The 25,518-nt window shown below is 35.7% G+C and carries 21 protein-coding genes; 12 read left to right on the top strand and 9 right to left on the bottom strand.

Going from position 1 to position 25,518, the window contains the following annotated elements:
- Positions 1-67 precede the first annotated feature (67 nt).
- The 4 genes from KO527_RS19305 to KO527_RS19290 form a co-directional block, all read right to left on the bottom strand.
- Positions 68-1,897: a DUF885 domain-containing protein gene (locus tag KO527_RS19305; protein ID WP_216041891.1), complete on the bottom strand. Its 1,830-nt coding sequence runs from the start codon at positions 1,895-1,897 to the stop codon at positions 68-70.
- Positions 1,898-2,086: 189 nt separating this feature from the next.
- A complete protein-coding gene (hemW, locus tag KO527_RS19300; protein ID WP_216041890.1) occupies positions 2,087-3,253 on the bottom strand; it encodes a radical SAM family heme chaperone HemW in 1,167 nt (388 codons plus the stop codon).
- Positions 3,254-3,255: 2 nt separating this feature from the next.
- Positions 3,256-3,858 (bottom strand): XTP/dITP diphosphatase, encoded by a 603-nt coding sequence (locus KO527_RS19295; protein ID WP_216041889.1) that lies wholly within the window; start codon positions 3,856-3,858, stop codon positions 3,256-3,258.
- A gap of 63 nt (positions 3,859-3,921) precedes the next feature.
- Positions 3,922-4,809 (bottom strand): hypothetical protein, encoded by an 888-nt coding sequence (locus KO527_RS19290; protein WP_216041888.1) that lies wholly within the window; start codon positions 4,807-4,809, stop codon positions 3,922-3,924.
- Positions 4,810-4,867: 58 nt separating this feature from the next.
- On the opposite strand from KO527_RS19290, the gene glnE reads away from it, so the two are divergent.
- The gene (gene glnE / locus KO527_RS19285) at positions 4,868-7,732 is read left to right on the top strand and encodes a bifunctional [glutamate--ammonia ligase]-adenylyl-L-tyrosine phosphorylase/[glutamate--ammonia-ligase] adenylyltransferase (RefSeq protein ID WP_216041887.1); all 2,865 of its coding nucleotides are present in this window, start codon (positions 4,868-4,870) and stop codon (positions 7,730-7,732) included.
- A gap of 64 nt (positions 7,733-7,796) precedes the next feature.
- On the opposite strand, the gene KO527_RS19280 is transcribed toward glnE, so the two are convergent.
- From KO527_RS19280 to tolC, 3 genes are all read right to left on the bottom strand, one after another.
- Positions 7,797-8,375, bottom strand: a complete 579-nt coding sequence (locus KO527_RS19280) for a TcpQ domain-containing protein (protein ID WP_216041886.1) — start codon at positions 8,373-8,375, stop codon at positions 7,797-7,799.
- Positions 8,376-8,467: 92 nt separating this feature from the next.
- Positions 8,468-9,394 carry an LpxL/LpxP family Kdo(2)-lipid IV(A) lauroyl/palmitoleoyl acyltransferase gene (lpxL, locus tag KO527_RS19275; RefSeq protein WP_216041885.1) on the bottom strand — a complete coding sequence of 309 codons (927 nt, stop codon included), beginning with the start codon at positions 9,392-9,394 and terminating at the stop codon, positions 8,468-8,470.
- Between the two features lie 117 nt (positions 9,395-9,511).
- Positions 9,512-10,837: an outer membrane channel protein TolC gene (gene tolC, locus KO527_RS19270; RefSeq protein WP_216041884.1), complete on the bottom strand. Its 1,326-nt coding sequence runs from the start codon at positions 10,835-10,837 to the stop codon at positions 9,512-9,514.
- Between the two features lie 191 nt (positions 10,838-11,028).
- Here tolC and KO527_RS19265 point away from each other — a divergent pair, with 191 nt between their 5' ends.
- From KO527_RS19265 to KO527_RS19225, 9 genes are all read left to right on the top strand, one after another.
- Entirely contained in the window at positions 11,029-11,643 is a 615-nt protein-coding gene (locus KO527_RS19265; RefSeq protein WP_216041883.1) for an NUDIX domain-containing protein, read from the top strand.
- Positions 11,640-12,098, top strand: a complete 459-nt coding sequence (locus KO527_RS19260; RefSeq protein WP_216041882.1) for a DUF1249 domain-containing protein — start codon at positions 11,640-11,642, stop codon at positions 12,096-12,098. The genes KO527_RS19265 and KO527_RS19260 overlap by 4 nt, the downstream gene beginning before the upstream one ends.
- On the top strand, positions 12,085-12,873 hold the full coding sequence (locus KO527_RS19255) for a metallophosphoesterase (RefSeq protein ID WP_216041881.1): 789 nt from the start codon (positions 12,085-12,087) through the stop codon (positions 12,871-12,873). The genes KO527_RS19260 and KO527_RS19255 overlap by 14 nt, the downstream gene beginning before the upstream one ends.
- On the top strand, positions 12,866-13,438 hold the full coding sequence (locus KO527_RS19250) for a YqiA/YcfP family alpha/beta fold hydrolase (RefSeq protein ID WP_216041880.1): 573 nt from the start codon (positions 12,866-12,868) through the stop codon (positions 13,436-13,438). Before KO527_RS19255 ends, KO527_RS19250 begins: the two co-directional genes overlap by 8 nt.
- An 85-nt stretch (positions 13,439-13,523) precedes the next feature.
- A complete protein-coding gene (gene parE / locus KO527_RS19245) occupies positions 13,524-15,413 on the top strand; it encodes a DNA topoisomerase IV subunit B (protein WP_216041879.1) in 1,890 nt (629 codons plus the stop codon).
- A gap of 87 nt (positions 15,414-15,500) precedes the next feature.
- On the top strand, positions 15,501-17,795 hold the full coding sequence (parC, locus tag KO527_RS19240) for a DNA topoisomerase IV subunit A (RefSeq protein WP_216041878.1): 2,295 nt from the start codon (positions 15,501-15,503) through the stop codon (positions 17,793-17,795).
- Between the two features lie 168 nt (positions 17,796-17,963).
- Positions 17,964-18,665: a 1-acylglycerol-3-phosphate O-acyltransferase gene (locus KO527_RS19235; protein ID WP_216041877.1), complete on the top strand. Its 702-nt coding sequence runs from the start codon at positions 17,964-17,966 to the stop codon at positions 18,663-18,665.
- 41 nt (positions 18,666-18,706) lie between these two features.
- Positions 18,707-19,042 carry a ribonuclease E inhibitor RraB gene (gene rraB / locus KO527_RS19230; RefSeq protein ID WP_042146478.1) on the top strand — a complete coding sequence of 112 codons (336 nt, stop codon included), beginning with the start codon at positions 18,707-18,709 and terminating at the stop codon, positions 19,040-19,042.
- 250 nt (positions 19,043-19,292) lie between these two features.
- A complete protein-coding gene (locus tag KO527_RS19225) occupies positions 19,293-20,525 on the top strand; it encodes an HD-GYP domain-containing protein (RefSeq protein ID WP_216041876.1) in 1,233 nt (410 codons plus the stop codon).
- Here KO527_RS19225 and KO527_RS19220 read toward each other — a convergent pair.
- Positions 20,464-20,814, bottom strand: a complete 351-nt coding sequence (locus KO527_RS19220; protein WP_216041875.1) for a hypothetical protein — start codon at positions 20,812-20,814, stop codon at positions 20,464-20,466. The genes KO527_RS19225 and KO527_RS19220 overlap by 62 nt on opposite strands.
- A 220-nt stretch (positions 20,815-21,034) precedes the next feature.
- On the opposite strand from KO527_RS19220, the gene KO527_RS19215 reads away from it, so the two are divergent.
- Complete coding sequence (locus KO527_RS19215) at positions 21,035-22,294, top strand: outer membrane protein transport protein (RefSeq protein ID WP_216041874.1); 1,260 nt, start codon at positions 21,035-21,037, stop codon at positions 22,292-22,294.
- A gap of 216 nt (positions 22,295-22,510) precedes the next feature.
- On the opposite strand, the gene KO527_RS19210 is transcribed toward KO527_RS19215, so the two are convergent.
- Complete coding sequence (locus KO527_RS19210; protein WP_216041873.1) at positions 22,511-23,347, bottom strand: mechanosensitive ion channel family protein; 837 nt, start codon at positions 23,345-23,347, stop codon at positions 22,511-22,513.
- 196 nt (positions 23,348-23,543) lie between these two features.
- On the opposite strand from KO527_RS19210, the gene KO527_RS19205 reads away from it, so the two are divergent.
- Complete coding sequence (locus KO527_RS19205; RefSeq protein WP_252733899.1) at positions 23,544-25,304, top strand: DUF885 domain-containing protein; 1,761 nt, start codon at positions 23,544-23,546, stop codon at positions 25,302-25,304.
- Positions 25,305-25,518 lie beyond the last annotated feature (214 nt).

The following is a 25,518-nucleotide window of genomic DNA, read 5'->3' as shown; positions in this document are numbered from 1 at the left end:
GCTTAGTAGATTTTTTATAATAAAAAAGGGCCAAAAGGCCCTTTTTAAAGTATTGATTTAGTTTGTATTATTTTGAAGCGACGTATTGGTCTACAAAGTCTTCAAGTACGTTTAATGGTAAAGGACCATTTTTTAGTACAACATCGTGGAACTCACGAATATCAAATTTATCACCAAGTTTATCTTTCGCTGCTTTACGCAGTTCTAAAATCTTTAGCATACCAATCTTGTAGGCTGTGGCTTGAGAAGGCATTACAACATGACGCTCAACCATTTTAACACCGTCAGAAGTCGCATTAGGTGTATTATTTACGTAGTAATCAATACCTTCTTGACGAGTCCACTTCATTGCGTGGATACCAGTATCAACAACTAAACGACAAGCGCGCCATAATTCCATTGATAAGCGACCAAAATCTGAATACGGGTCTTCATATAAACCCATTTCTTTTGGTACTAACTCAGAATATAAACCCCAACCTTCAATGTAAGCAGTATAACCACCAAACTTACGGAATTTAGGCACACCTACAAGTTCTTGTGCAATTGCAATTTGCATATGATGACCAGGTACACCTTCATGGTAAGCTAACGCTTCCATTTGGTAAGTTGGCATTGCTTCCATGTCGTAAAGGTTTGCATAATAAACACCTGGGCGAGAACCATCTGGCGCTGGCTGTTGGTAAAAAGCTTTACCTGCAGCTTTTTCACGGAATGCTTCTACAGCCTTTACTTTTAAGTCAGCTTTAGGTTTAACAATGAATAACTCATCTAAACGTAGCTTCATATTGTCGATTAGGGCAACTGCTTCATCTAAGTACTCTTGTTTACCTTCTTTTGTATCAGGCTTGTAGAACTGCTTATCGGTTTTCATAAACTGCATAAATGCTTTTAAGTCGCCTTTAAAGCCTACTTTCTCTTTAATTTCGCGCATTTCGTTATGAATACGTGCAACTTCGCTTAAACCTGTTTTATGGATTTGCTCTGCTGTCAAATCAGTTGTTGTTGTACGTGCTAATGCATTATTGTAGAAAGCTTTACCGTTAGGGAACTTCCATGCGCCATCTTCATTATTGGCACGCATTTCTAGTGTTTTAAGGTAAGTGATTAAGCTTTGGTATGCAGGCTTAATTGATGCCTTTAAGCTTTTAGTTGCTTGTGAAATAAGTGCATCTTTTTCGCTTTGTTCAATTTCAAGTTTATTCACTTTACGTTTAAAGTCAGCTAATAAAGTAGAATCTTCACCAGATTCAAATGGTGCACCTTTAATGATGTTTTCGCTTGAATCAATTACATGAGGAAAAACAAATTTAGGTGCGATAATGCCTTTTTGTGCTCTTACTTCTAGATCTTTTTCTAGTTGAGAGAATACTTCTGTTACGCCATTTAAGCGAGAAATATACGCTTTTGCTTCTGATACATTAGCAATTTGATGTTGGTTTATCAAAAATGCAGGTACCATAGAATGAGTACCAAACATTTGATTTACAGGGTAGTTATAATGGCGCCATTTGAAGTCTGCAATTGTATCTTCAAGATTTTGCTTCATCAAGTTGTAGCTAACCTGAGTGCTGTCATCAAGTGCAGCGTAGTTCATCGCATTTAATGTTACTAAATCTTTTTTAGTTAAAGCTAAATCTTCTAATGCACGTGCTTCAGAGCCATCATCCCACTTATCGTAATCTTTTTTAATACCCATGTAAGTTTGGTAAACAGGGCTACGCATTACGCTACGATTAAAAGTTTCTTCAAAAAATGCATTTGCTTTTTCAGATTCAGTTTGCGTTGTTTGTACAACCGTATTCGCAGTATCCGACGCATTAGTTGTTTGCGTTTGCTGACAACCCGTTAGTAGAAGTGTACTAATTGCTGTTGCAATAAGTGTTTGCTTTATCATTATATTTACCTTTATTTCAAGAGTATTTTTATGGGTGCTTTTATGAACATTGTATATAGTTACAATTTAAAACCCAGTATAATTTTGTAACGAATTTTTTAGTCTATAAATTTGAGTTAATAACGCGCTTTTATAGGTTTGGTTAATCAATTGTTGTATGTTTTAGCTTGTTGGCAATTGTTACCATTTTTAGACGAATAATTCTAACAAATCATTTAAATATCTGTGACCTTTTGCGGTGACTTGCCACTGCTGTGCGTTATTTTTAGATACTGATTGTAAAATTAAACCTTGTTCACTGGCTTTTATAAAAGATTGCGCAACTAAATTAATGGGTAACCCAGTATAGTCAGTAAATTCACTTTGATCGAAAGCTTCAAATAATCGCAATCTATTCATGAAAAACTCAAAGGGTAAATCGTCTTGTTCAACTTGCCAGCTATTAAATAAATAGCTTTTTGGCTGTTCAGATTCGCTTGGTGCCATATACCCTTTTGGGTGTTTAATTTTTACAGTGCGCACAATTTTATTTTGTATCGGTAAAGAAATTTTACCGTGTGCGCCGCAACCTATGCCTAAGTAATCACCAAAGCGCCAATAATTTAAATTATGTTGGCACTGATAATCAGGTAAGCTATAACCTGATATTTCATATTGTTGATAACCTGCATCAGTTAAAATTTGATGGCCTTGTTCTTGAATATCCCATAAAGCCTCATCTTCTGGCAGTTTTGGCGGTCGAGAATGAAATTGGGTATTTTCTTCGATTGTTAATTGGTACCAAGAAATATGTTTAGGTTTTAAAGCAATCACCTTGTGTAAATCACCTAAAGCATCTTCTAAGCTTTGGCCTGGTAAACCATGCATCAAATCTAAGTTGAAACTGTTTAAACCAGCATTACGAGCTTGTTCTGCAGCTTTAATTGCTTCATCGGCATCATGAATACGACCTAGCGCTTTTAACTTATCATTTTGCATACTTTGAATGCCAATAGATATACGGTTTATCCCAATATCAACATACCCTTTAAATCGGCCTGACTCTACTGTTCCTGGGTTGGCCTCTAAAGTGATTTCTATATTCTCTTCAAAAGGTATCATAGCTTGTATCCCTTTGATGAGTTTGCCTATGGCTGCTTCAGTTAATAAGCTAGGAGTACCACCGCCAATAAAAATAGATTTTAAAAGCCGACCTTGTACATAATGTAAATCTTGTTTTAAATCATTTAATAAGTCTTGGATATAGTCAGTTTCTGGAATAATGCCTTTTTGACTATGGCTGTTAAAGTCACAATATGGACATTTTTGCACACACCAAGGTATGTGAACATATAAGCTAAGTGCAGGTAATTTCATGGTTATGCTTGCAACTTTGTTTGTAATAAAGCAACAAGTTGTTTTAGTGCTTTACCGCGGTGACTTAATACATTTTTGGTTGATTTGTCTAATTGCGCTGAAGTGGTTTGTTTTTCTGGTACATAAAAAATAGGGTCGTAACCAAAGCCATTTTCACCCCTTGGTTCAGTGGTTATTTTTCCTTCCCAAAAGCCTTGGCAAATGAGCGGGGTAGGGTCATCGCTGTGGCGCATTAATACTAATACACACCAAAATCGCGCAGTGCGTTTTTCTTTAGGCACATCTTTTAGCTCAGACAATAACTTTAATAAGTTATCTTTATCGCTGGCATCAGTACCTGCAAAGCGTGCTGAATATATGCCCGGTGCGCCATTGAGTGCGTCTACTTCCAATCCAGAATCGTCGGCTATAACAGGTAAGCCTGTTATTTTTGCGGCATGGCGGGCTTTAATAATGGCATTTTCAACAAATGTAGTACCAGTTTCAGCCACTTCAGATACATTGAATTCACTTTGAGGAACAACTTCAATATTTAAAGAGCTCAGCATATCGCTTAACTCTTTTACTTTACCTAAGTTACCAGTTGCCAGTACTAATTTATTCATGAAAATGTTTACACTTTTATATGGGATTAGCTAGATCATACTGACTAATCCCAAAAAAGCGAATTAAAATAGTTTTACGAGCAATAAACCCACAGCAATATAAATCGCTAACTCAATACTTGCGATACCAATATTATCTTGCTGGTCGATTTCCGATTCCGTATTTATTTTTGGCAATGCTAATCGAATTGCTAAAGCGCTTAAAAATTGCTGCAAAATAATTAAAATACCACATTGCATTGCAACCATAATTAAGTTTTCAACCATTTTACCAGGGAAGTATGCCGCACTTGCTAAACCAGCATAAATGGCTAAACAAGTGCCTAGGGTTTGCCCACCATAACGTAACCCAAGGGAAATATTTTCAAATTTAAATTGATTTTGTAATGAGCTTCCTTGATTTGCTTTACTAAAAGCATATTCTTGCCAGCGACTATTTAAATACATAAAAACTTGAAGCAAAATAAAGGTAACTGCTAATATCAGCAACCCATCTAAGCTTTGCGCATGTGACCAGTTATATAAACCTAAAATTAATATGCCATTGCCTATCATCACACCAGATTCAACTAAAGCAGCACATATATTTTTATGCTGAATCTCTTTTTCTTCGTTAAAATCTTTTAATATGAAATTAGCATGGATATTTTTGCCAACATGGATATACGCAAAAGCAAATAACATCAGTAAAATGCCATATAAAGTATCGGCTCTAATGTCTGTAAAACTTAGATTTTTAAATAAAAAACCAGTTACCACTAAGACTGTAAAGAGAGTTGAAGCATAACTTATGCCCATGGCAAAGTTATCTTTTTGCGCAAGTTCCTTTCGTAAACCGTTCGGTGACTTGTTTTTCATTATTGTTCGAACAATTAAAATAACCAGAAGAGCAAGAATAAAAGAGCTACCAAGCGCGATAAAGGCTTGATTTGAAAGAGTGATATAATCCATAGTGTTGCGCTATAGTGATTGAATCAACAGATTTTATATGAATTTTTTGGAGAAATATATGTCGATTAACTTGTCTGAAGTTTTATACCAACTAGGTATGAAAAGATTTGTAGAAATTTACCCTGAGCAAGTTAACGATAATATCACTGCAGACTGTGAAAATTATGCATTAGTAAAATTACTGTGTTTAAGTGATTTTGCTTATCAAATCTTATTAAGATCTCCTGAATTAGGGGTTTGGTTATTAAATCACAAAGAAATACAAACTACCCAAATAATACCCGCTTTAACATCCGAACAAATTAAGACTGAAACGGATAAACAGTGTTTTAAATCTTTAAGAGATTATAGAAACCGTTATTGGTTAAAAGTGGCTTTTTTAGATTTAGTAAAGAAAAACCCAATTGAAGATAGTATGAAATATATTTCTAAATTATCAGACTCTTTGATCCACAGTGCTTATTTATGGGCTTATGAGCAAGTCGCTAAAATTAATGGTAAACCACTTAATAAAAGCGGTGATGCGATACCTATGTTAATTTTAGGCATGGGCAAGCTTGGCGGTTTTGAGTTGAATTATTCATCAGACATCGATTTGATTTTTAGCTATCCAGAGCATTGTGAAACTCAAGGAGGTAGGCGCAGTATTGAAGCGCAAGTATTTTTCACTAAGGTGTCGCAAAAATTAATAGCAGCTTTAAATCAAATAACGCCAGACGGTCAGGTATTTAGGGTAGATATGAGACTAAGACCTTTTGGTGATAGCGGCCCTTTAGTAATTAGCTTTAGTGCGATGGAAGATTATTATCAAGAGCAAGGTCGAGACTGGGAGCGCTACGCCATGCTTAAAGGGCGATTGATCCAGTGTAGTGAAGCTGAAGAAATTGAATTTGAAACGCAATATAGAAATGAGTTTTATACTTTATTAAAACCTTTTGTATATCGTAGGTATATCGATTTTTCTGTTGTTGAGTCGCTTCGTAAAATGAAAGCTATGATAGCGCAAGAAGTGAGACGAAAAGGCTTAACAGGTAATATAAAACTGGGTGCTGGTGGTATTCGTGAGGCTGAATTTGTAGTACAGGCTTTTCAAATGATCAGAGGCGGGAGGGATGTCAGCCTGCAAACACAATCTTTACTTAAAGCGCTTGAACAGTTAGTTGAATTAGGCGCTTTAGAAACTAAAAATGCCCAACAACTAAGGGCTGGATATTTATATTTAAGAAAAGTAGAGCAATATCTACAAGCCTTTAATAATGAACAAACACAAACTTTACCTTTTGAAAATTTAAATCAACAAAGGCTGACACATTTGTTAGGTTTTGAAAGTTACGAGAAAGTACTCGCTGAAATTTCTGAAGTGATGATGAAGATTCATGATGAATTTGATTTGATGGTAGGCACCGAAAAAGAAGAGGTAGATGATGACTCGGCTTTATATGAAGCATTATGGGGTAATTCAGATTTTAGTTTATTAGAAAATGTAAATTTTTCTGATGAAGCTTTAACACATTGGGAAAAAGAATTAGCAGAGTTTAAGCAACAATTAGTTAAAATAAAAATTGGTAGTCGAGGGCGGGATACCTTGGATAAGCTAATGCCAAAACTATTAGAGCAATTAATGCTAGTAAGTACAGAGCAGTTAATAGATGTCAGAGTTTTTCGTATGATCAATCAAGTACTGTTAAAAGTCGCATCAAGAACTGCTTATTTGGAGTTATTATTTGAAAATCAAGGCACATTAAAGCAGCTTGTATTGTTATGTAGTCATAGTAAATGGATTGGAGAGCAAATTGCGCGTTATCCAATTTTATTAGATGAGTTGATAGATCCTGCTATTTTGTATCAACCGCTCAGTTTAGATGCCTATAAAGATGAAATTCGTCAATACTTTTTACGAATAGATAGTCATGACTTAGAGTTGCAAATGGAAGCTTTAAGGCAGTTTAAGCAGGCTTATCAATTACGAATTGCAGCCGCAGATGCAACAGGTGTACTTGATATTACTAATGTCAGTAATCATTTAACCGCACTGTCTGAAGCCATTGTAGAGCAAAGCGTATTGCTCGCTTGGCAACAAATGGTTGAGCGATTTGGCTATCCAGAAGGTGCAACAGATGAAGATAAAGCGTTTGCCGTTATTGCTTATGGTAAGGCTGGGGGGATTGAACTCGGTTATGGCTCTGACTTGGATTTAGTATTTTTACATAACTGTATAGGTAACAGCTTAACCAATGGCGCTAAGCAAATAGATTCCCGTCAGTTTTATTTAAAACTGGCACAAAGGTTAATGCATTTATTTAATACGCGTACTGCCTCTGGCATTTTATATGAATTAGATACTCGATTAAGACCTGAGGGCGCTTCTGGTTTGTTAGCAATAAATATTGAAACTTTTAGCGATTATCAATTAAAAGAAGCGTGGACTTGGGAGCATCAAGCTTTAGTGAGAGCGCGTATGATCTTTGGTCACAAATCTCTGCAAAATAGGTTTTTTGAAATTCGCAATCAGGTACTAAGTCTCAGCCGAGATAAAAATGAATTGCAAATTGAAGTGGCCAAAATGCGAGAGAAAATGCGCAAACATTTGGCTAAGGGTAATAATGAGCTATTCGATTTAAAACAAGATAAAGGTGGTATGGCAGATATTGAGTTTATTGCGCAGTATTTGGTATTAGCAAACAGTCATGAACAAGAAAGAATCATGTTTTACCCAGATAATATTCGCATTTTTAAAACGGCAAGTAAGTTGGGTCTGATTTCTCAAGAGCAGGGGGAGCAATTAATAAGTGCTTATTGTGACTATCGAGATCAATATCATTTATTGAGTTTACGCCAACAAGATAAGTTAGTGAGTAAAACTGAGATCCAACAGCACAAACAGCATGTTTACCAAGCGTGGCAAGAGATTATAGCGAAGTAAATAATCAGGACTTTGCGGGCTGAGAGGCAAAGGTGATTGAGCCTCTCACTTATAAATAGGGATATCACATCGTCGCTTTAATACAGTTTTCTCTGACAAACTGAGAAGGTTTTTCAGTGATCACTGCAGCGCGATGCTTATAACAAAAAAATGTTTTAACATCGTATTCAAAGTCACTGTCTATGGCTTTACCTACCTGGTATAAAGTAGAAACAAAGTTATTTTCAACTCTGAAGTTATGTTTTACTTTGTAGTCTTTATTTAAGTACCAATAAAATGCAATGCCTTCATCTTTAGCATATTGATTCATGATAGATTTAAGTGTTTGACCTGACTCAAAACGTCTGCTTTGCACTGTGCCTTTCCATTTTGCAGTAGAAGGTTTTACTATTTCAGCGCGTTCTTGTAATACAGTTGTTAGCTTTGTGGTAGGTACTTTTATATTCTGAACAAACTCGCTATCAGATGTCATATTATCTAGTGAACCACGAATCGAAGCATAAAAACTAGAGAGACCGTCAGCCGCAGCATTTGATTTTGTTTCTTTAGCAGGTGTATAGATAGGGCCGTCAGCCAATAAAAAATAAGCTGCAGCAAGAATTAATACAATTGCTAATGATAAATGTTTAATCCAAAACCACATAATATGAACCGACTCTATAAAGATATTAACTATACTAACATTATTTTAATGTCAATCAATCCTCTATAGAGTTTAGGCTGCTTAAGTGTTTGTTATTTATAAAGAGAGGGAGTATCTTTGTCAGGGCGTGTTTTAAAACGTCTGTGAAGCCACATATATTGTTCAGAGGCATTATTGACCGCATATTCAATATGTTGATTAACGCGAGTTAAATCTTGCACTTCATCACCTGAAGGGAAGTTTTTAAACACAGGTGTAATTTCAATATCGTATTTACCTTCAGCAGTACGTTTACTTCTAAAACCAACAGTTTCGCAGTTTTTACTTGATGCAAATAATGTTGTGCCTGTAGTAGTTGCTGTTTCTGTCATTGCAAAAAAAGGCACAAACTCACAGCGTTTACGACCATAATCTTGATCTGGCAGGTAATAACATAGTTTTTGTTTACTCAATGCTTTAAGCAAACCTTTGACATCTTTTTTACCTATCAAATACTCATTTGAACCTAAGCGGCCTTTAGTCATAAAGTATTCAATTAAAGCGTTATTATGAGGGCGATAAAAACCAACACCATTTTGTGTTTCGCCCATCATACGGCCAGCCATCTCAAGGTGTAACATATGGGGTACTAGCATCAATACACCTTTCCCTGATGCTTGAATGTTTTCTATATGATGGAAACCTTTGATTTCACCATGATGACGCTTAACACGCCATTGCGGCCACCACCAAGCCATACAAGATTCAAACATAGCAATGCCAGTATTTTCCATGTTTTTTAGCACTAATTGTTTTTGCTGCTCTTTTGGCATATCAGGAAAGCACAGTTCAATATTTCGCTCTGCGATATGGCGGCGTTTTTTAAAGTATTTATGTAACAAACGGCCAAGGCCCTTGCCCATGGCTATTTGTAACTTAAATGGCAGCCAAGATATAATGTATAAAATAGCTGTGCCAATCCAAGTTAACCAAAACTTAGGATGTAAAAAGAATAATTTAAATTTAGGATCGTTTACCACAAAGCAACTCAAAGTTAGGTAATAAGAAAGGCAAGATTATAAGCGAGGTAGGTAGTTTATTGAAAGTAGTTTATTGAAAGTAAAGGAGAGCGAGTGCGCTCTCCTTTGTGATATAGCTTAGTTTAAGCCGCGATTAATCGCTTCAATATCAGCTTTATTCAGTGTCCCCGCGGCTTGTTTTAAGCTTAAAGTAGATACAACATAGCGATAACGAACAGCTGATAAGTTACGTTTAGCATCAAATAAATTACGTGTGCTTAGTAACACATCAACGATAGTACGCGTACCAACTTCAAAACCGGCTTCAGTTGCTTGTAACGCACTTTGTGCTGATACAACTGCTTGCTCTAATGCTTTGTAAGTTGCAATATCTGATACAACTTGGTTATAAGACGTACGCACATTACGTGTTACAGAGCGGTGAGTTGCCTCTAAATCTTCGCTGCTACCCACAAAATATGCACTTGCTTGATTAACTGCAGCTTGTGTTGCGCCACCAGAATAAATAGGTACAGCAAAACTTAAACCAACACTTGTGCCATCAGTTCTAGGCATTGGAGAATCATTTAAAGAATCACCATAAGACGCATTTAAAGTTAATTTAGGGTAATGACCCGCTTTAGCCTCTTCAATTTGTACTTTTGCAATATCAACTGAAACTTTAGCAATTTGAAGTTCGATATTTTTATCTTCAGCTACTTTGATGAAATCATTACTTTGCTTAGTTGGGCTAACGGTAGAAAACTTAGTGGTATTAAGTGGGTTTAGTTTTGCGTGATATTTACCTGTAATTTCACGTAATTGCTCTCGAGATGTTTCAACATCATTTTTAGCTACAATTTCACGGGCAACTGCGTTATCAAACTGTGCTTGAGCTTCATGTACATCAGTAATGGCAGTTAAACCAACAGCAAATCTTTGTTTAGTTTGTTCTAATTGACGTTCAATGGCACGTTTTTCAGCTTGAACAAATTCTAAATCATCCATATTACCTAGCACATCAAAGTAGGCGTTAGATACACGCACGATTAATGTTTGCTGTGCAAGGTCATAGCTTGCTTTAGATTGCATAGCTTGCTTTTCTGCTATGTCTAAGCCTTTCCAAGCACCTAAATCAAATAATGATTGTTGTAGAGAGATACCTCTTGTAAAAACATCTCCTTCAGTGTTTTTTGAATCAAACTGTAAAGTATCTTCATTAAATTCAAAACCGTTACTATCTGATTTTTCATAACCCATAGTAAAGTTAATTGACGGTAATAAGCTACTCATAGCACGGTCAATGCCATATGCTTGTGCATCAGCAGTCGATTTTGCTTTTAATACTGTAGGATCGTTTGCCGTTGCAATTTCAAAAACTTGTAGTAAATCTTCGGCGAAAGTATTGCTTGCAGCAAAGCTACAACTTAAACCGATTAAGGCTGATAGTATTGTTTTATTCATTTTTCGCATCATGTGAGTAGCGTCCGTTATCAATTTTTCTTTATTTAATTGCAGAGATGTTAAACTGTTTTTACGTGAAATTTAAAAACTAATACGTAAAATAAGGTATTCAAGTGTAACAGAATATATTTAATTTTCTGGAACAAAGGTACACTAATATAGATTCGTGCAATAGTTATTTAGGTCTATATATGAACAATATCTCAATTTTCAAGAGCAAAGACATCGATCTTATTGAAAAAGAAGCAGTATATGATGGTTTTTTTAAAATTGAACGCTATGGATTTCGTCATAAGTTATTTGCTGGCGGCTATTCGGATGTTGTTTATCGTGAGATATTAGAGCGAGGCCATGCGGTTGCTGTTTTACCTTATGATGCTAAAACTGATAGTGTTTTATTAATTGAACAAGTACGTATTGGCGCATTAGATCCTGCTTTAGATAAATCACCTTGGTTATTAGAATGTATCGCTGGCATGGCTGATGGTTCTGATAATTATCAACAAGTTGCAATAAGAGAAGCACAAGAAGAGGCTGGATTAGAACTCGATGATTTAACCTTTATGATGTCTTACTTATCAAGTCCAGGCGGTACAACTGAGCGTCTCTATCTTTATATGGCACAAACTGATTTAAGCCAAGCTGGCGGATTATTTGGCTTAGATAATGAAGATGAAGATATTAAGGTACATGTAATGCCAAGAATACAAGCGATGGAATACCTTGAAAATGGCATAATTGATAACGCTGCGACTGTGATTAGTTTACAATGGTTAGCATTGAATTTAGATAAGTTTAAATCATGACTCATTTATTAAAATCTCAAAAATATATACCTAATTTGCCAGCATTTATGACTGTGTGCGAGCAAAATTATTTTCGAGTTATGAAATTAATGCCCAAAACAGAAACTGTTGGCGATACTAGCAAGATAGATGTTGAAAAATTTTGTTACCAACTCGAGATAACTGCTACCTCTAGATTTACAACTGATATCATATTTAAACAAATCAGTAGCAATGTGATTGGCTTTATTAACCCTAAACTTTTAGTGCGTGTTTACCATGATGCCAGAATGGCTGAAGTGATTAGTCCTGATTACTTAAAGCGTATTAAACCTTCGAATGAATATCCAAACCCATTAATGCATCAAAAAGATGAAAAATATCAGGTGAATGCATTTTTATTAGATTGGTTGGATCATTGTATTACTCATGGCCGTGCTAATTGTTTGTGGGATGTAAATCATGGATTGGTTTGATGATCGTTATCAAATAAATAAATCAAGTATCACAATTGCACATTTTACGGATTGTCATTTATTTGCTCACAATAGTGGTGAGTACTTTGCTGTAAATACATCACAAGCATTAAAACAAACGCTTAAAGATATCAAAACTAACAAACCCGATTTAGCGATTTTTGGTGGTGATTTAACCCAAGATCATACTATTGCGTCTTATGAGAGGTTTGTTGATTTAATTCAAAGTGAAGAATTGGATTTTCCGGTATTTTGGTTGCCAGGTAATCATGATGAATTAGAAATGTTTACAGCGGCATTTAAAGATCAGAGTAATTTACTGAATCATAAATGCATTGATACGGTACATTTTCAAATTTTATTACTTAATAGTAAAAGTGAAACGCCATCAGGGTTTATAAGTAACACTAAATTAATGGAAATTAAAAAACAGGTAAATAGCAGTGAAAAGCCGACTATTATCTTTGCTCATCATCACCCATTAAAAGTCAAAGGTTATATAGATAAGCACATATTAACCAATGGTGAGCAATTACTAACTCAGTTGAGTCAAACACATAAAGTGCCTTTGTATGTGCATGGTCATGTGCATAATGAATATGACAGAAGCTATAAAGGTATCGATATTTATGCAACGCCAGCAACATCAATTCAATTTAAAAAAAATACAACTGATTGGCAGCAAGAAAATTTAGGATCTGGCTATAGATTAATTAACATAAACGAGCAAGGAGAGCTCAATACACAAGTCATTTGGGTGAAAATCCATGACTAAAGCACGTGTTATATATGTACATGGGTTTAATAGTTCACCTGAATCATTTAAAGCTAAGCAATTTGGTCAATATCTTAAACAAAAATTTAATGATAGAGTAGAATACCTAGTTCCATGTTTAAATCATGAGCCATTAGCGGCATTAATTACATTAGAATCATTAATTAATGATAAAACGGTTTTAATTGGTAGTTCTTTAGGTGGTTTTTTTGCTACCTATTTATCGCAAAAATTTGGTATTAAAGCAGTTTTAGTTAATCCTGCAGTTATGCCTTTTAATTTAATGACAACATATTTAGGCGAGCAATATAATCCGTACCAAGATTATAGCTATCAACTTGAGATGAGACATGTTACGCAATTAAAGCAGATACATATTGCAAAATTGCATCAGCCTCAATTAGTTTATTTATTACAGCAAACAGCTGATGAAGTTTTAAATTATCAAGATGCAGTAAAGTATTATGCTGATGGCAGACAAACAGTAGAATTTGGTGGCGATCATAGCTTTATAAAGTTTGAGCGTCACTTTGAAAGTATTGCTAATTTTTTAGAAATAGCTTAAAAATAAAACAATTAATCAAAATAATTAATCAAAATAATTAATCAAAATAATTAATCAAAACATAATAAGTAAGAATATAGCAATTATGAGTGAACAAGATTATAACGCAGGGTCAATTGAAGTATTAAATGGCCTAGATCCAGTAAAACATAGACCTGGTATGTATACCGATACCACGCGACCTAACCATTTAGGTCAAGAGGTTATCGATAATAGTGTTGATGAAGCACTCGCAGGGCATGCTAGTAAAATTGATGTTATTTTACATACTGATAATTCTTTGGAAATTGTGGATGACGGTCGAGGCATGCCTACTGATATTCATCCAGAAGAAGGTATTCCTGCTGTAGAGCTTATTTTTGTTAAATTGCATGCTGGTGGTAAGTTTTCCAATAAAAATTACCAGTTTTCAGGTGGTTTACACGGGGTAGGCATCTCAGTAGTTAATGCCTTATCGACGCGTGTTGAAGTAACTGTAAAGCGTGAAGGCAATCAATATCAAATGGCCTTTGAGAATGGTGATAAAGTTGAAGATTTATCAATCACAGGCACTGTAGGAAAAAGAAATACAGGTACTAGCGTACATTTTTGGCCTGATCCAAAATACTTCGATTCTGCTAATTTCTCTGTTTTAAAACTAACACACTTACTAAAAGCAAAAGCTGTTTTATGTCCAGGTTTGAAAATTCGTTTTATCAATAAACAAACCAAAGAAACGCTTGAATGGGAATATGCCGCTGGCTTAGAAGATTATTTAAAAGAGGCTGTTAAAGGTTTTGATTGTTTACCTGAGCAACCTTTCATTGGTAACTTTAATAGTGAGACTGAAGGCGCTGAATGGGCTGTTGTTTGGTTACCAGAAGGTGGAGAAGGGATTGCTGAAAGTTATGTAAACTTAATTCCAACTGCGCAAGGCGGTACACATGTAAATGGTTTACGCCAAGGTCTTTTAGAGGCGATGCGAGAGTTTTGTGAGTTTAGAAACCTATTACCGCGCGGTGTAAAGCTAACACCTGATGATATTTGGGATAAATGTAATTATATTTTGTCGGTTAAAATGCAAGACCCGCAATTTGCGGGGCAAACCAAAGAGAAACTGTCATCTCGTGTGTGTGCCGCATTTGTAGCGGGTGTTGTAAAAGATGCATTTAGCCTATGGCTAAACGAACATACAGATAAAGCTGATTTACTTGCTGAATTATGTATTTCAAATGCGCAAAAACGTATGCGAGCAGCTAAAAAAGTTGTTCGTAAAAAAATTACATCAGGCCCTGCATTACCAGGTAAGTTAACCGATTGTTCAGCCAGTGATGTTGAACGAACTGAACTATTTTTAGTGGAAGGTGACTCTGCTGGTGGTTCAGCAAAACAAGCTCGAGATCGTGATTTTCAAGCGATAATGCCGCTTCGAGGTAAAATTTTAAATACGTGGGAAGTCGATTCTGGCCAAATATTAGCATCAGAAGAAGTACATAATATTTCTGTAGCCATAGGCATGGATCCAGATTCAACTGATTTATCACAATTACGTTACGGTAAAATATGTATCCTAGCGGATGCAGATTCAGATGGTTTGCATATCGCCACTTTATTATGTGCGTTATTTATGATGCACTTTAGGGTCTTGCTTGAAAAAGGCCATATCTATGTTGCTATGCCTCCGCTATATCGTATTGATATTGGTAAAGAAGTTTATTATGCCCTTGATGAAGATGAAAAAGATGGCATATTAGATCGCATTGCAGCAGAGAAAAAACGCGGAAAAGTGAATGTGCAGCGATTCAAAGGTTTGGGTGAAATGAACCCATTACAGTTAAGAGAAACAACCATGGATCCAAATACCCGTCGTTTAGTACAACTTACTTTAGATGACGAAGGCAATACCATTGAATTAATGGATATGTTGTTAGCGAAAAAACGCGCTAGTGACAGAAAACAATGGCTTGAATCTAGTGGCGATCGAGCAGAAGTATAAATTAGCTGTACAGCTTTATTAAAGATCACAGAGCGGCGTTTTGTGTTTTAGTACTCAGAATAAAAAAGTTAAAGAGAATAAATAACAATGACTGATGCAACAGATTTAAGTTTGCAAGGCATAGAACAACAATCAATGGCGCGCTTTACTGAAGACGCTTATCTTAATTATTCCATGTACGTGATCATGGATCGTGCATTACCACATATTGGTGATGGCCTAAAACCTGTGCAACGTCGTATTGTATATGCGATGAGTGAATTAGGTTTATCTGCAGCTGCAAAATATAAAAAATCAGCGCGTACTGTAGGTGATGTATTAGGTAAGTTTCACCCTCATGGTGATAGTGCATGTTATGAAGCTATGGTTTTAATGGCGCAACCTTTTTCTTATCGCTATCCATTAGTTGATGGGCAAGGTAACTGGGGTGCCCCAGATGATCCTAAGTCATTCGCTGCTATGCGTTATACCGAAGCGCGTTTATCTAAATTTTCTGAAGTATTACTGAAAGAATTAGGCCAAGGAACAGTTGATTGGACGCCTAACTTTGACGGTACCATGAAAGAACCTGTTGTTTTACCTGCACGTTTACCACATATCTTACTTAATGGTATTACAGGTATCGCTGTTGGTATGGCAACTGATATACCACCGCATAATGTGAGAGAAGTCGCACAAGCATGTTGTTTATTATTAGATAAACCTAAAACTGAACTTGATGATGTTTTAGAGCTAGTTCAAGCGCCTGATTATCCAACTGATGCTGAAATTATAACGCCAAAAGCAGATCTCAAGAAAATTTACCAAACAGGTAAAGGTTCTGTGAAAATGCGCGCTGTTTATGAAGAAGAAGATGGCGACATAGTGATCACAGCTTTACCGCATCAATGTTCTGGTGGTAAAGTTTTAGAGCAAATTGCAGCACAAATGTTAGCTAAAAAGCTGCCTATGGTTGCAGATTTACGTGATGAATCAGATCATGAAAATCCAACACGTATTGTGATCATGTTACGCTCAAACCGCGTTAAAGTTGAGCCTTTAATGTCGCATTTATTTGCTTCAACCGACTTAGAAAAAAGCTATCGTGTTAATTTAAACATGTTAGGTTTAAATGGTCGCCCACAAGTTAAAGATTTAAAAACTATTTTATCTGAATGGCTGGTATTTAGACGTGAAACAGTGCGTAGGAAACTACAATACCGTTTAGATAAAGTATTAGCACGTTTACATATTTTAGAAGCTTTATTAGTCGCATTTTTAAATATTGATGAAGTCATAGAGATCATTCGAACAGAAGATAAACCAAAACCAGTATTAATGACGCGTTTTGATCTGACGGATATTCAAGCTGAAGCGATTTTAGAATTAAAACTTCGCCACCTTGCTAAGTTAGAAGAATTTAAAATTACAGGTGAGCAAGACGAGTTAGCAAAAGAGCGTGATAAATTAGAGTTGACTTTAGGTTCTGAGCGTCGCATGTCTACTCTAATCAAAAAAGAAATCATTGAAGCTGCTGAGCTTTACGGCGATGACAGACGTTCACCAGTTATTGAACGTCATGAAGCAAAAGCAATGAGCGAAAAAGATTTAATCCCTTCAGAAGCGGTCACTGTAGTGCTTTCAGATAAAGGCTGGGCACGTTGTGCTAAAGGTCATGATATTGATGCGCAAGGACTGAATTATCGCTCAGGTGATGAATATAGGGCTTCAGCTAAAGGGCGCAGTAACCAGCCTGCAATATTCTTAGATTCAGCTGGACGGGCTTATACTTTAGATGCCCATGGTTTACCGTCTGCGCGTAGTCAAGGAGAGCCTTTAACAGGGCGATTTAATCTTGCCGCAGGCGTGAATTTTGAACATGTATTAATGGCTGAGAACGAAAGCATGTTTTTAATGGCCTCTGATGGCGGTTATGGTTTTGTAACGTCTTTTACTGATTTAGTGAGTAAAAATAAAAGCGGAAAGGCACTTGTGAGTGTTCCTGAAGCTGCATTATTAATGACGCCAAACAAAGTGAATGATATTGCTACTGACATGTGTATGGCCATTTCGAATGAAGGGCGTATGTTGTTATTTCCATTACGTGATTTGCCTAAATTAGGTAAAGGTAAAGGTAATAAAATTATTTCAATACCCACTGCCAGAGTTAAAACCCGCGAAGAGTTTGTAAAAGTGCTTGCTGTAGTGCCACCAAATAGCCATGTAACCTTACTAGCAGGAAAGCGAAAACTTACACTGAAACCAACAGATCTTGAACATTATTACGGTGATCGAGGGCGCAGAGGTAATAAATTACCAAGAGGTTTACAACGTGTAGACGCAGTTGAAATTGAGCAACTGCAGGTACAAACAAATGAGCCTGAAGTAACTGACGATAAATAGTGTCTCCTTTCAAAACACTTAATAAATTATAAACCCCGCAAGGGGTTTTTATTTGCCTAAAAATTTTGGTCTAAAGCTTACACTTGTAAGCTAAAACATGCTTTTTTTATTAAATAGGGTATACTGCCCGCGAATATTTTATTTGTACTTTTTGCTGAGGGTTTTCATTTGTTAGCTGCTATTCGATTATTATTAATTGCTTTATTTATATTAATAAGTGGGTTACTGGGGTTATTAATGTGCATTATCGTGCCATTTCACCCAAATCATGTTCATCGTTGTGCCACTTGGTATAGCCAAATTGCTAAATTATTAGGCGTTAAAATTGAAATCATTAATGCACCTGATGAGTCAAAAAGTAATTCAGTAGTGTATGTTGCAAATCATCAAAATAGCTATGATATTTTCACGATAACAGGTGCTGTGCCACAAAGAACGGTAAGTATAGGTAAAAAAAGCTTAAAGTGGATCCCGTTTTTTGGCCAATTATATTGGTTATCAGGTAATATCTTAATAGATCGTAAAAATAGAACAAAAGCAGCGGGTACAATTAGTAAAGCTGCCAACAAAATAAAACAAAAAAATCTATCGGTTTGGATGTTTGCTGAAGGTACGAGAAGTTACGGTAGAGGTTTATTACCTTTAAAAACAGGGGCTTTTCATACCGCTTTACAAGCTGAAGTACCAGTAGTACCAGTATGTATGAGTACCACACATAAAAAAATTAATTTGAATCGCTGGAATAATGGTACGATCTATATTGAGTTTCTTGATCCTATTAATTTAAATAAAGAATCAAGTGTACGCACGCAAGCAAATGAAGTTCATGCTATCATGGATAGTAAGATCAAACAGCTTGATGCTTTGTAATCAATAGCTGAAAATAAATTGAAAATATAAGAGTGAAATAAATGGAAAACTGGCGTGAAATAAGTGAAGACATCGTAGATTCATTATTGGAAGATGGTTCTGATCCTGAAGTACTTTATGAAGTAGAACATCACTTTGTATGTGATGACTTTAAACGTCTAGAAACAGCTGCATTAGAAGCTTTTAAATTTGGTTATGACGTTGAAGATCCAGCTGAACTTGAGCTAGAAGATGGCGGTAAAGTGTGGGGTTTCGATATCGTAGTTGAAGCTGAACTAAATGTAGATGTAATAATGGAAGATGTTGATAAACTGTCAGCATTAGCCAAAGAAATGGATGTAGAATACGATGGTTGGGGCACTTACTTCCAAGAGTAATCGATACCCATTCTAATAAATACATGCTGATTAATATTTGATCATTAACTCATCAGAATTTGTATATTTAAATTGAGCAACATATCTTGTTGCTCAATGAATCTTTCTCACCTTTAATCCCTCTATAAAACCAATACTAAAGTCTCATTTTTAGTTTGAATACTAGACAGTTCCCATTCTCAATGTTAAATTCGGGTAAATTTTTTGTGTTTCATTAATTGAAAATTCATTCCTTTAATAGAAGTCGTTTATGCTTAAAGCCTTATCTATATCTGAATTACGTCCAGGGATGTTTGTAAAAAATGTAAGTAAACAAAAGAAAAAGCTAAAGATTAAAACCCATGGTTGGGTACGTAGCCAAACATTAATAGACAAGCTCAAAAATGAAGGCATTCTTGAGGTGATTGTAGATTTTACTCAATCTGAAATTGCACAAGACAACACTGAAACAGATATAGATAAAACATCAGAATCTGACATCAAAGCAGCGCCTAGCAAAGAAAACCGTAAATCAAAAAAGAAACCTATCCAAGAAGATATTAGCTTAGATAAAGAGTTCTCAAAGGCCTGTATTGCGTATGATCAAGGGCTAAATAAAGTTAGAACCATACATCAAGATATTGCTGCAGGTATGCAAGTTGATATCAATATGCTCAATGATGTAGCTAATGACATTATTGATTCTGTATTTAGAAATGAAGATGCAATGGCTGTACTTACTAGGTTAAGAGATAAAAATGCCTATGCTTGGCGTCATACGATTAATACCGCCATACTTATTTCTGTTTTTGCACGTTATTTGAAGTATTCAAAACAAGCTGTATTTCAATTGGCTATGGGGGCTTTATTGCATGATTTAGGTCAAGCAAAAGTACCACAAGGTGTTATTAATAAACTTGGCAAACTCAATGAACTTGAAACTAAAGCCATGAAAAAGCACGTGGCACAAGGATTCAATTTATGTAAAGGGCAAAAAGGGGTCACCCCAGTAATGCTAGATATGATCATCAATCATCATGAAAGATTGGATGGTAGTGGTTACCCTAGAGGCATTAAAGAAGATAAATTAAGTAAAACAGCACGTATGATCGCAATTGTTGATGCTTATGATGCTATGACAGCTGATAGAGTGTTTAAGCAGGGGTTAGAGCCAATTAGTGTTTTAAGACATTTATTAGGTCAAAAAGATAAATACGATACAGTACTAGTGCAACAGTTTATAAAGTGCATGGGCGTTCACCCGGTAGGTTCAATTGTAAAATTAACATCAGATAGACTTGCTATCGTGATTGAAGGCAATAAAAGTAATCCAATTCGCCCTAAAGTGAAAGTGTTTTATAATGCAAAACACAATCACTATATAACAAGTAAAGATGTACATTTAGCTGCTGAAGATACATCTTTAAAAATAACATCAGGCATTAGACCACAAGATCATCAAATAAATTTGAGTCGCCTTTTGAAAGAGCAGCTGATTGCTTAACTGCTTTATTTATCTTTTTATTTGTTGAAAATAAAGTAGGTAAAGAGAAAATAGCTGTTAAATGAGAACCTATCATAAGTAACCAACATAAAGTGCCAAAAGCACTGCCTAAACTAATCGAAAACGCAGCCAGAGAAAAACAAGTAAACGCGATACCAACAAACCAATAACGTGTCATTCGATTATCATGATCTAATAATTCTCTTGTTGCGTAATAAATACTTCTTTTAAAAGTATGAACAGCAACTAAACTGCTACTTATGGCAAACAATAAAATGACTATATCCATGACTAAAGCTTCCTTTTATCTCTGAATGAAAATGAGTGTTAATAATATTACATAAAAACCAACTTGTAAATGATAATTATTATCATTTGGTGTTTTTTTATTAGGATAAATACACTATTTTTTAACAAAACAGGGCTTTCGGTCACTTTAAGTTACAGTTACCGTCAGTAATATCAGGTAGGCTAGGATTCACACAGATTATATCTATAGGTTTAAATTGATGACATTTAATAAGACTTTATTAGCAACAAGCTTAGCTTGTTTATCTTTCAATAGTTTTGGTGCAGCTTTTCAGCTTGCTGAGCACAGTGCTGCAGGTTTAGGTCGTGCATTTGCTGGTGAAGCTGCAATAGCCGAAGATGCTTCTGTTGTAGCGCGTAACCCTGCGCTAATGGCTCAATTTGATAAAATGGTACTAACTGTTGCTGGTAGTTACATTAGCCCTGACGTTCAATTAGAAGGCACTAGTGCACCAGCACATACTGATCCAAGCGAGTTAGACAGTGACAACATCGGTCCTGAAGCTGTTATTCCAGCTGCATATTTTATTGCGCCTATTAACGATGATGTTGGTGTTGGTTTTGGTCTTTTCTCTAATTTTGGTTTAGCAACAGAGTTTGATGAAGATTATGCCGCAGGCCAAGTCGGTGGTGAAACATCAATCACAACAGTTAACTTTAATGCCAATGCATCTTACCGTGTAAATGAAAACTTTACTGTTGCTGGCGGTCTTAACTTAGTGTACGCAGAAGCTGAGTTAATTAGAAACTTTGGTGAAACAGTGCTTCCATTACCTAGAGAGGCAGTGGCAGCTGATTTATCAGGAGATGATACGTCTTTTGGTTGGAATATTGGCATGGCCTATGAAATCAACGATGAGAATCGTTATGGCTTTAGTTACCGTAGTGAAGTAGATTTGGGCTTTGAAGGCGATTATAGCAATGGTTTACCGCCAAGCTTAGGCGGTTTAGGTGGAGAAGTCGTACCTGGCGCTTTAGATTTAACATTACCTGCAATTATGGAGTTCTCAGGTTTCCATCAAGTGAAAAAAGACGTAGCGGTACACTACAGCATTATGTGGACAGGCTGGAGCAGTGTAGAAAAACTAGAAGGTTTTGTTGAAGGTTCTGATACTCCTGTATTTGCTAAAGAAGAAAACTTTTCAAATGCGATGCGTTATGCAATTGGTGCAACATATGATTACAATGAAAAAATCACTTTACGTACTGGTATTGCTTACGATGAAACACCAACAGATCCAAATCATTTAACGATTTCAATTCCAGATACTAACCGTATTTGGTTGAGTGGTGGTATGAACTACCTATTAGATGATAATTCATCTGTAGATTTAGGTGTAACTATCGTTAAAGGCGGAACAGAAAACTTCACTGAAACTGATGATTTAGGCCAAGAATGGGGCTTTGAAACATCAGGCGGCGCTTATATATTTGCAGCCCAGTATAACTACGCTTTTTAAGCATAAAAAAATAGTCGTCAAAGTATCAAAAACGCGAGTTGATATTTTGACAAAAAAGCCCTTAAACATGATTGTTTAGAGGGCTTTTTATTATTTTTATGGTTGTAGAAGCTAGAAGCTAGAAGCTAGAAGCTAGAAGCTAGAAGCTAGAAGCTAGAAGCTAGAAGCTAGAAGCTAGAAGCTAGAAGCTAGAAGCTAGAAGCTAGAAGCTAGAAGCTAGTCTTCTTGCTCATTTTTATTAATTGTCACGATTCTTTGAGGGAAAGGAATTTCAATTTTCTCAACTTTTAACGCATCAAAAACTGCTAAATTAACCTGTAATTTAGTGGCAATTAAATCTGTCGTTGGCACCCAATAGCGATAGCTGATTGATATGCTGCTATCAGCAAAGTTATCAACACCCACTTGTGCTCTTGGTGTTTGTGTAACTGCAGTGATATTTCCTAATACTTGTGCAATGACACTAATGGCTTTATGTGGGTCATTATCATAAGCAATGCCAACTTCGCCTTCTACTAAAGAATATTCAAATGAATTATTGATCACTTCACCCACTAAATGCTTATTAGGCACAGTGATCTCTACATTATCTTCGTTACATAAAATAGTGACACCTAGTTCAATCGATTTAACTAAGCCAGATACATCATTTACTTGTATGGTATCGCCCACTTTAAAAGGGCGAGTTGCGATAATAGCCAAACCAGCACCATAATTTGATAGCATGCCTTGTAGCGCTAAACCCGCACCTAAAGATGCAGCACCTATGGCTGCAACGAATGGTGTAACACTTACACCTAATTTTCCTAAGGCAATAATCACTACCATAGTAATGAATAATGCTTTAACAACATTGCTTACAAATGTACTTAGAGTGATATCTATTTTATGTTTTTGCATTAATTTAAAAATGAATTTAGACAGTTTTTGGGCTATCCAAATACCAATTAATAAAATAAATAGCGCTGCAACAACTTGAAAGCTGTAAGTGACTAAATACTCCATAACCATTGCATACATGCGCTCAAATTCTTTTATTTCAGATTCAATCATTTTTCATTCTTAATTATTAATTCACAAGTGAAAATATATCCAAATTAATTGGTTATATAGGTTTCGTTTTATTAACACAGAATATACACTGACAAAAAACGAATACCAGAAATTTCTGGTACAAAATTAGTCTTTTAAAAAAGTGCCTCTCATGAAAAATAAAACCTTACTTTCTTTGGCTATATGCACATCATTAATGGGTTGTGTTGAGTCAAAACTTCAAGAAACAGCGGCAGTAGAACAAAAAATTCAATTATCTGAAAATAAAAAAATAGAAAACATCGTTGAAGCATACTTTGATGAGGGTTTAGCCTTTAGTCCAATATCAGGCACTTTTGTTGGCCAACCTCAATATAACGATCAATTCTCTCCACCGATCAGTGCTGAAAATCGCGCAAAAGAATTGGCTTTTGTTAAGAAATATCAAGATAAAATTACTAAAATAAATATTAATAAATTAACAGGTCAGGCATTACTGACTTACGAGATTTTTTCTCGAGATTTAGCGTTAGCAGTTGAAGGTGATAAATTTTTAGACCACCTTTTACCAATTGATCAAATGGGTGGCGCACATAATACATTTGCAGGGTTAGGTTCAGGTCAAAGTGCACAGCCATTTACAACCGCGCAAGACTTTAAAGATTTTACTTTAAGAGCTGATGGTTTTGTTATTTGGCTTAAAAGCGTTCAAGAAGCAATGAAACAAGGCACTGAGCAAGGCGTGGTATTGCCTAATGTATTAGCGCTTAAGTTATTACCACAATTTAAAGCGCATGTTGTAACCGATCATACTAAATCTGTTTTTTGGATGCCTGTTGCGGCTATGCCAGATAGTTTAACTGAGTCAGAGCAAGTAAAAATCAAGTCTGACTATCAAGATATGATCTTAAACTCTTTAGTGCCTGCATATCAAGAAATGGTGACATTTTTAGAGCAAGACTACATTCCAAAAACACGTGCTAGTGTGGGTTATAGTGAATTACCAAATGGTAAAGCTTGGTATGAATACCAAATAAAAACCAATACGACTCTAGACTTATCAGCTAATGAAATTCATGAAATTGGTTTAAGTGAAGTATCACGTATTTTAGGTGAAATGAAAAAAGTAAAAGAGCAAGTAAACTTTAAAGGTGACTTAGCTGCATTTTTTGTTCATTTAAGAGAAAGTGATGAGTTTTATTATGATACACCCGAAGAGCTCATTGCAGCTTATGAACAAGTAAAACAAAAAATAGATGCAAGCTTACCCCAGTTATTTGATATAGCGCCAAAAGCTGATTATGTTGTAAAAGCGGTAGAAGACTTCAGAGCAGCATCGGCTGCCGGTGCTTCTTACCAAGGTCCTGCGCCAGACGGTTCTCGCCCAGGTATCTTTTACATCAATACCCATAACTTAAAAGCACAACCTAAGTTTTTATTAGAAACCTTATCGATTCATGAAGCAGCACCTGGGCATCACTTCCAAATCGCATTACAGCAAGAAGTTGAAGCCTTACCACGCATTCGTAAATTTGGTGGCTATACCGTATTTGCTGAAGGTTGGGCGTTATATGCCGAAAGCTTAGGTAAAGAGCTAGGTTTATTCACTGATCCATATATGTGGTACGGCCGTTTAGTTGATGAGCAATTACGTGCAATGCGCTTAGTACTAGATACAGGTTTTCATGCAAAAGGCTGGACCCGTGAGCAAGGCATTGAATATATGAAAGCAAATTCATCTATGGCTGCCAGTGATATTGAATCTGAAGTTGAGCGTTATATTGCATGGCCAGGTCAGGCTTTATCTTACAAGCTTGGGCAGTTCAAAATTCGCGAATTAAGAGAATATAGTGCTAAAGAGCTTGGTGATAAGTTTGATGTTAAACAGTTCCATACTCAAATTCTAATTGATGGCGCTTTACCTATGCCAATTTTAGAAGCGAAGATCAAACGTTGGGTCGCAAGCCAAAAAGTATAAAGATAAACCTGCTTCGCGGATTTATTAAGGCTACTTGGTAGCAGCGTAATAATTAGAAAAATAAGTTATTGTTCTAATAAAAAACACCTCATTGTCATTGATGATAGTGAGGTGTTTTTTATAGATTATTTTTGATAAGGAAGTATTATACCAATTCTATTAAGTTAGTGATCTAATATAAATTAGGATAAATTTTCAAGAGCACAGGTTTATA

The organism is Pseudoalteromonas sp. C2R02 (assembly GCF_018860845.1).
Classification (GTDB): Bacteria; Pseudomonadota; Gammaproteobacteria; order Enterobacterales; family Alteromonadaceae; genus Pseudoalteromonas.
This window is presented reverse-complemented; position numbering and strand designations above follow the sequence as displayed.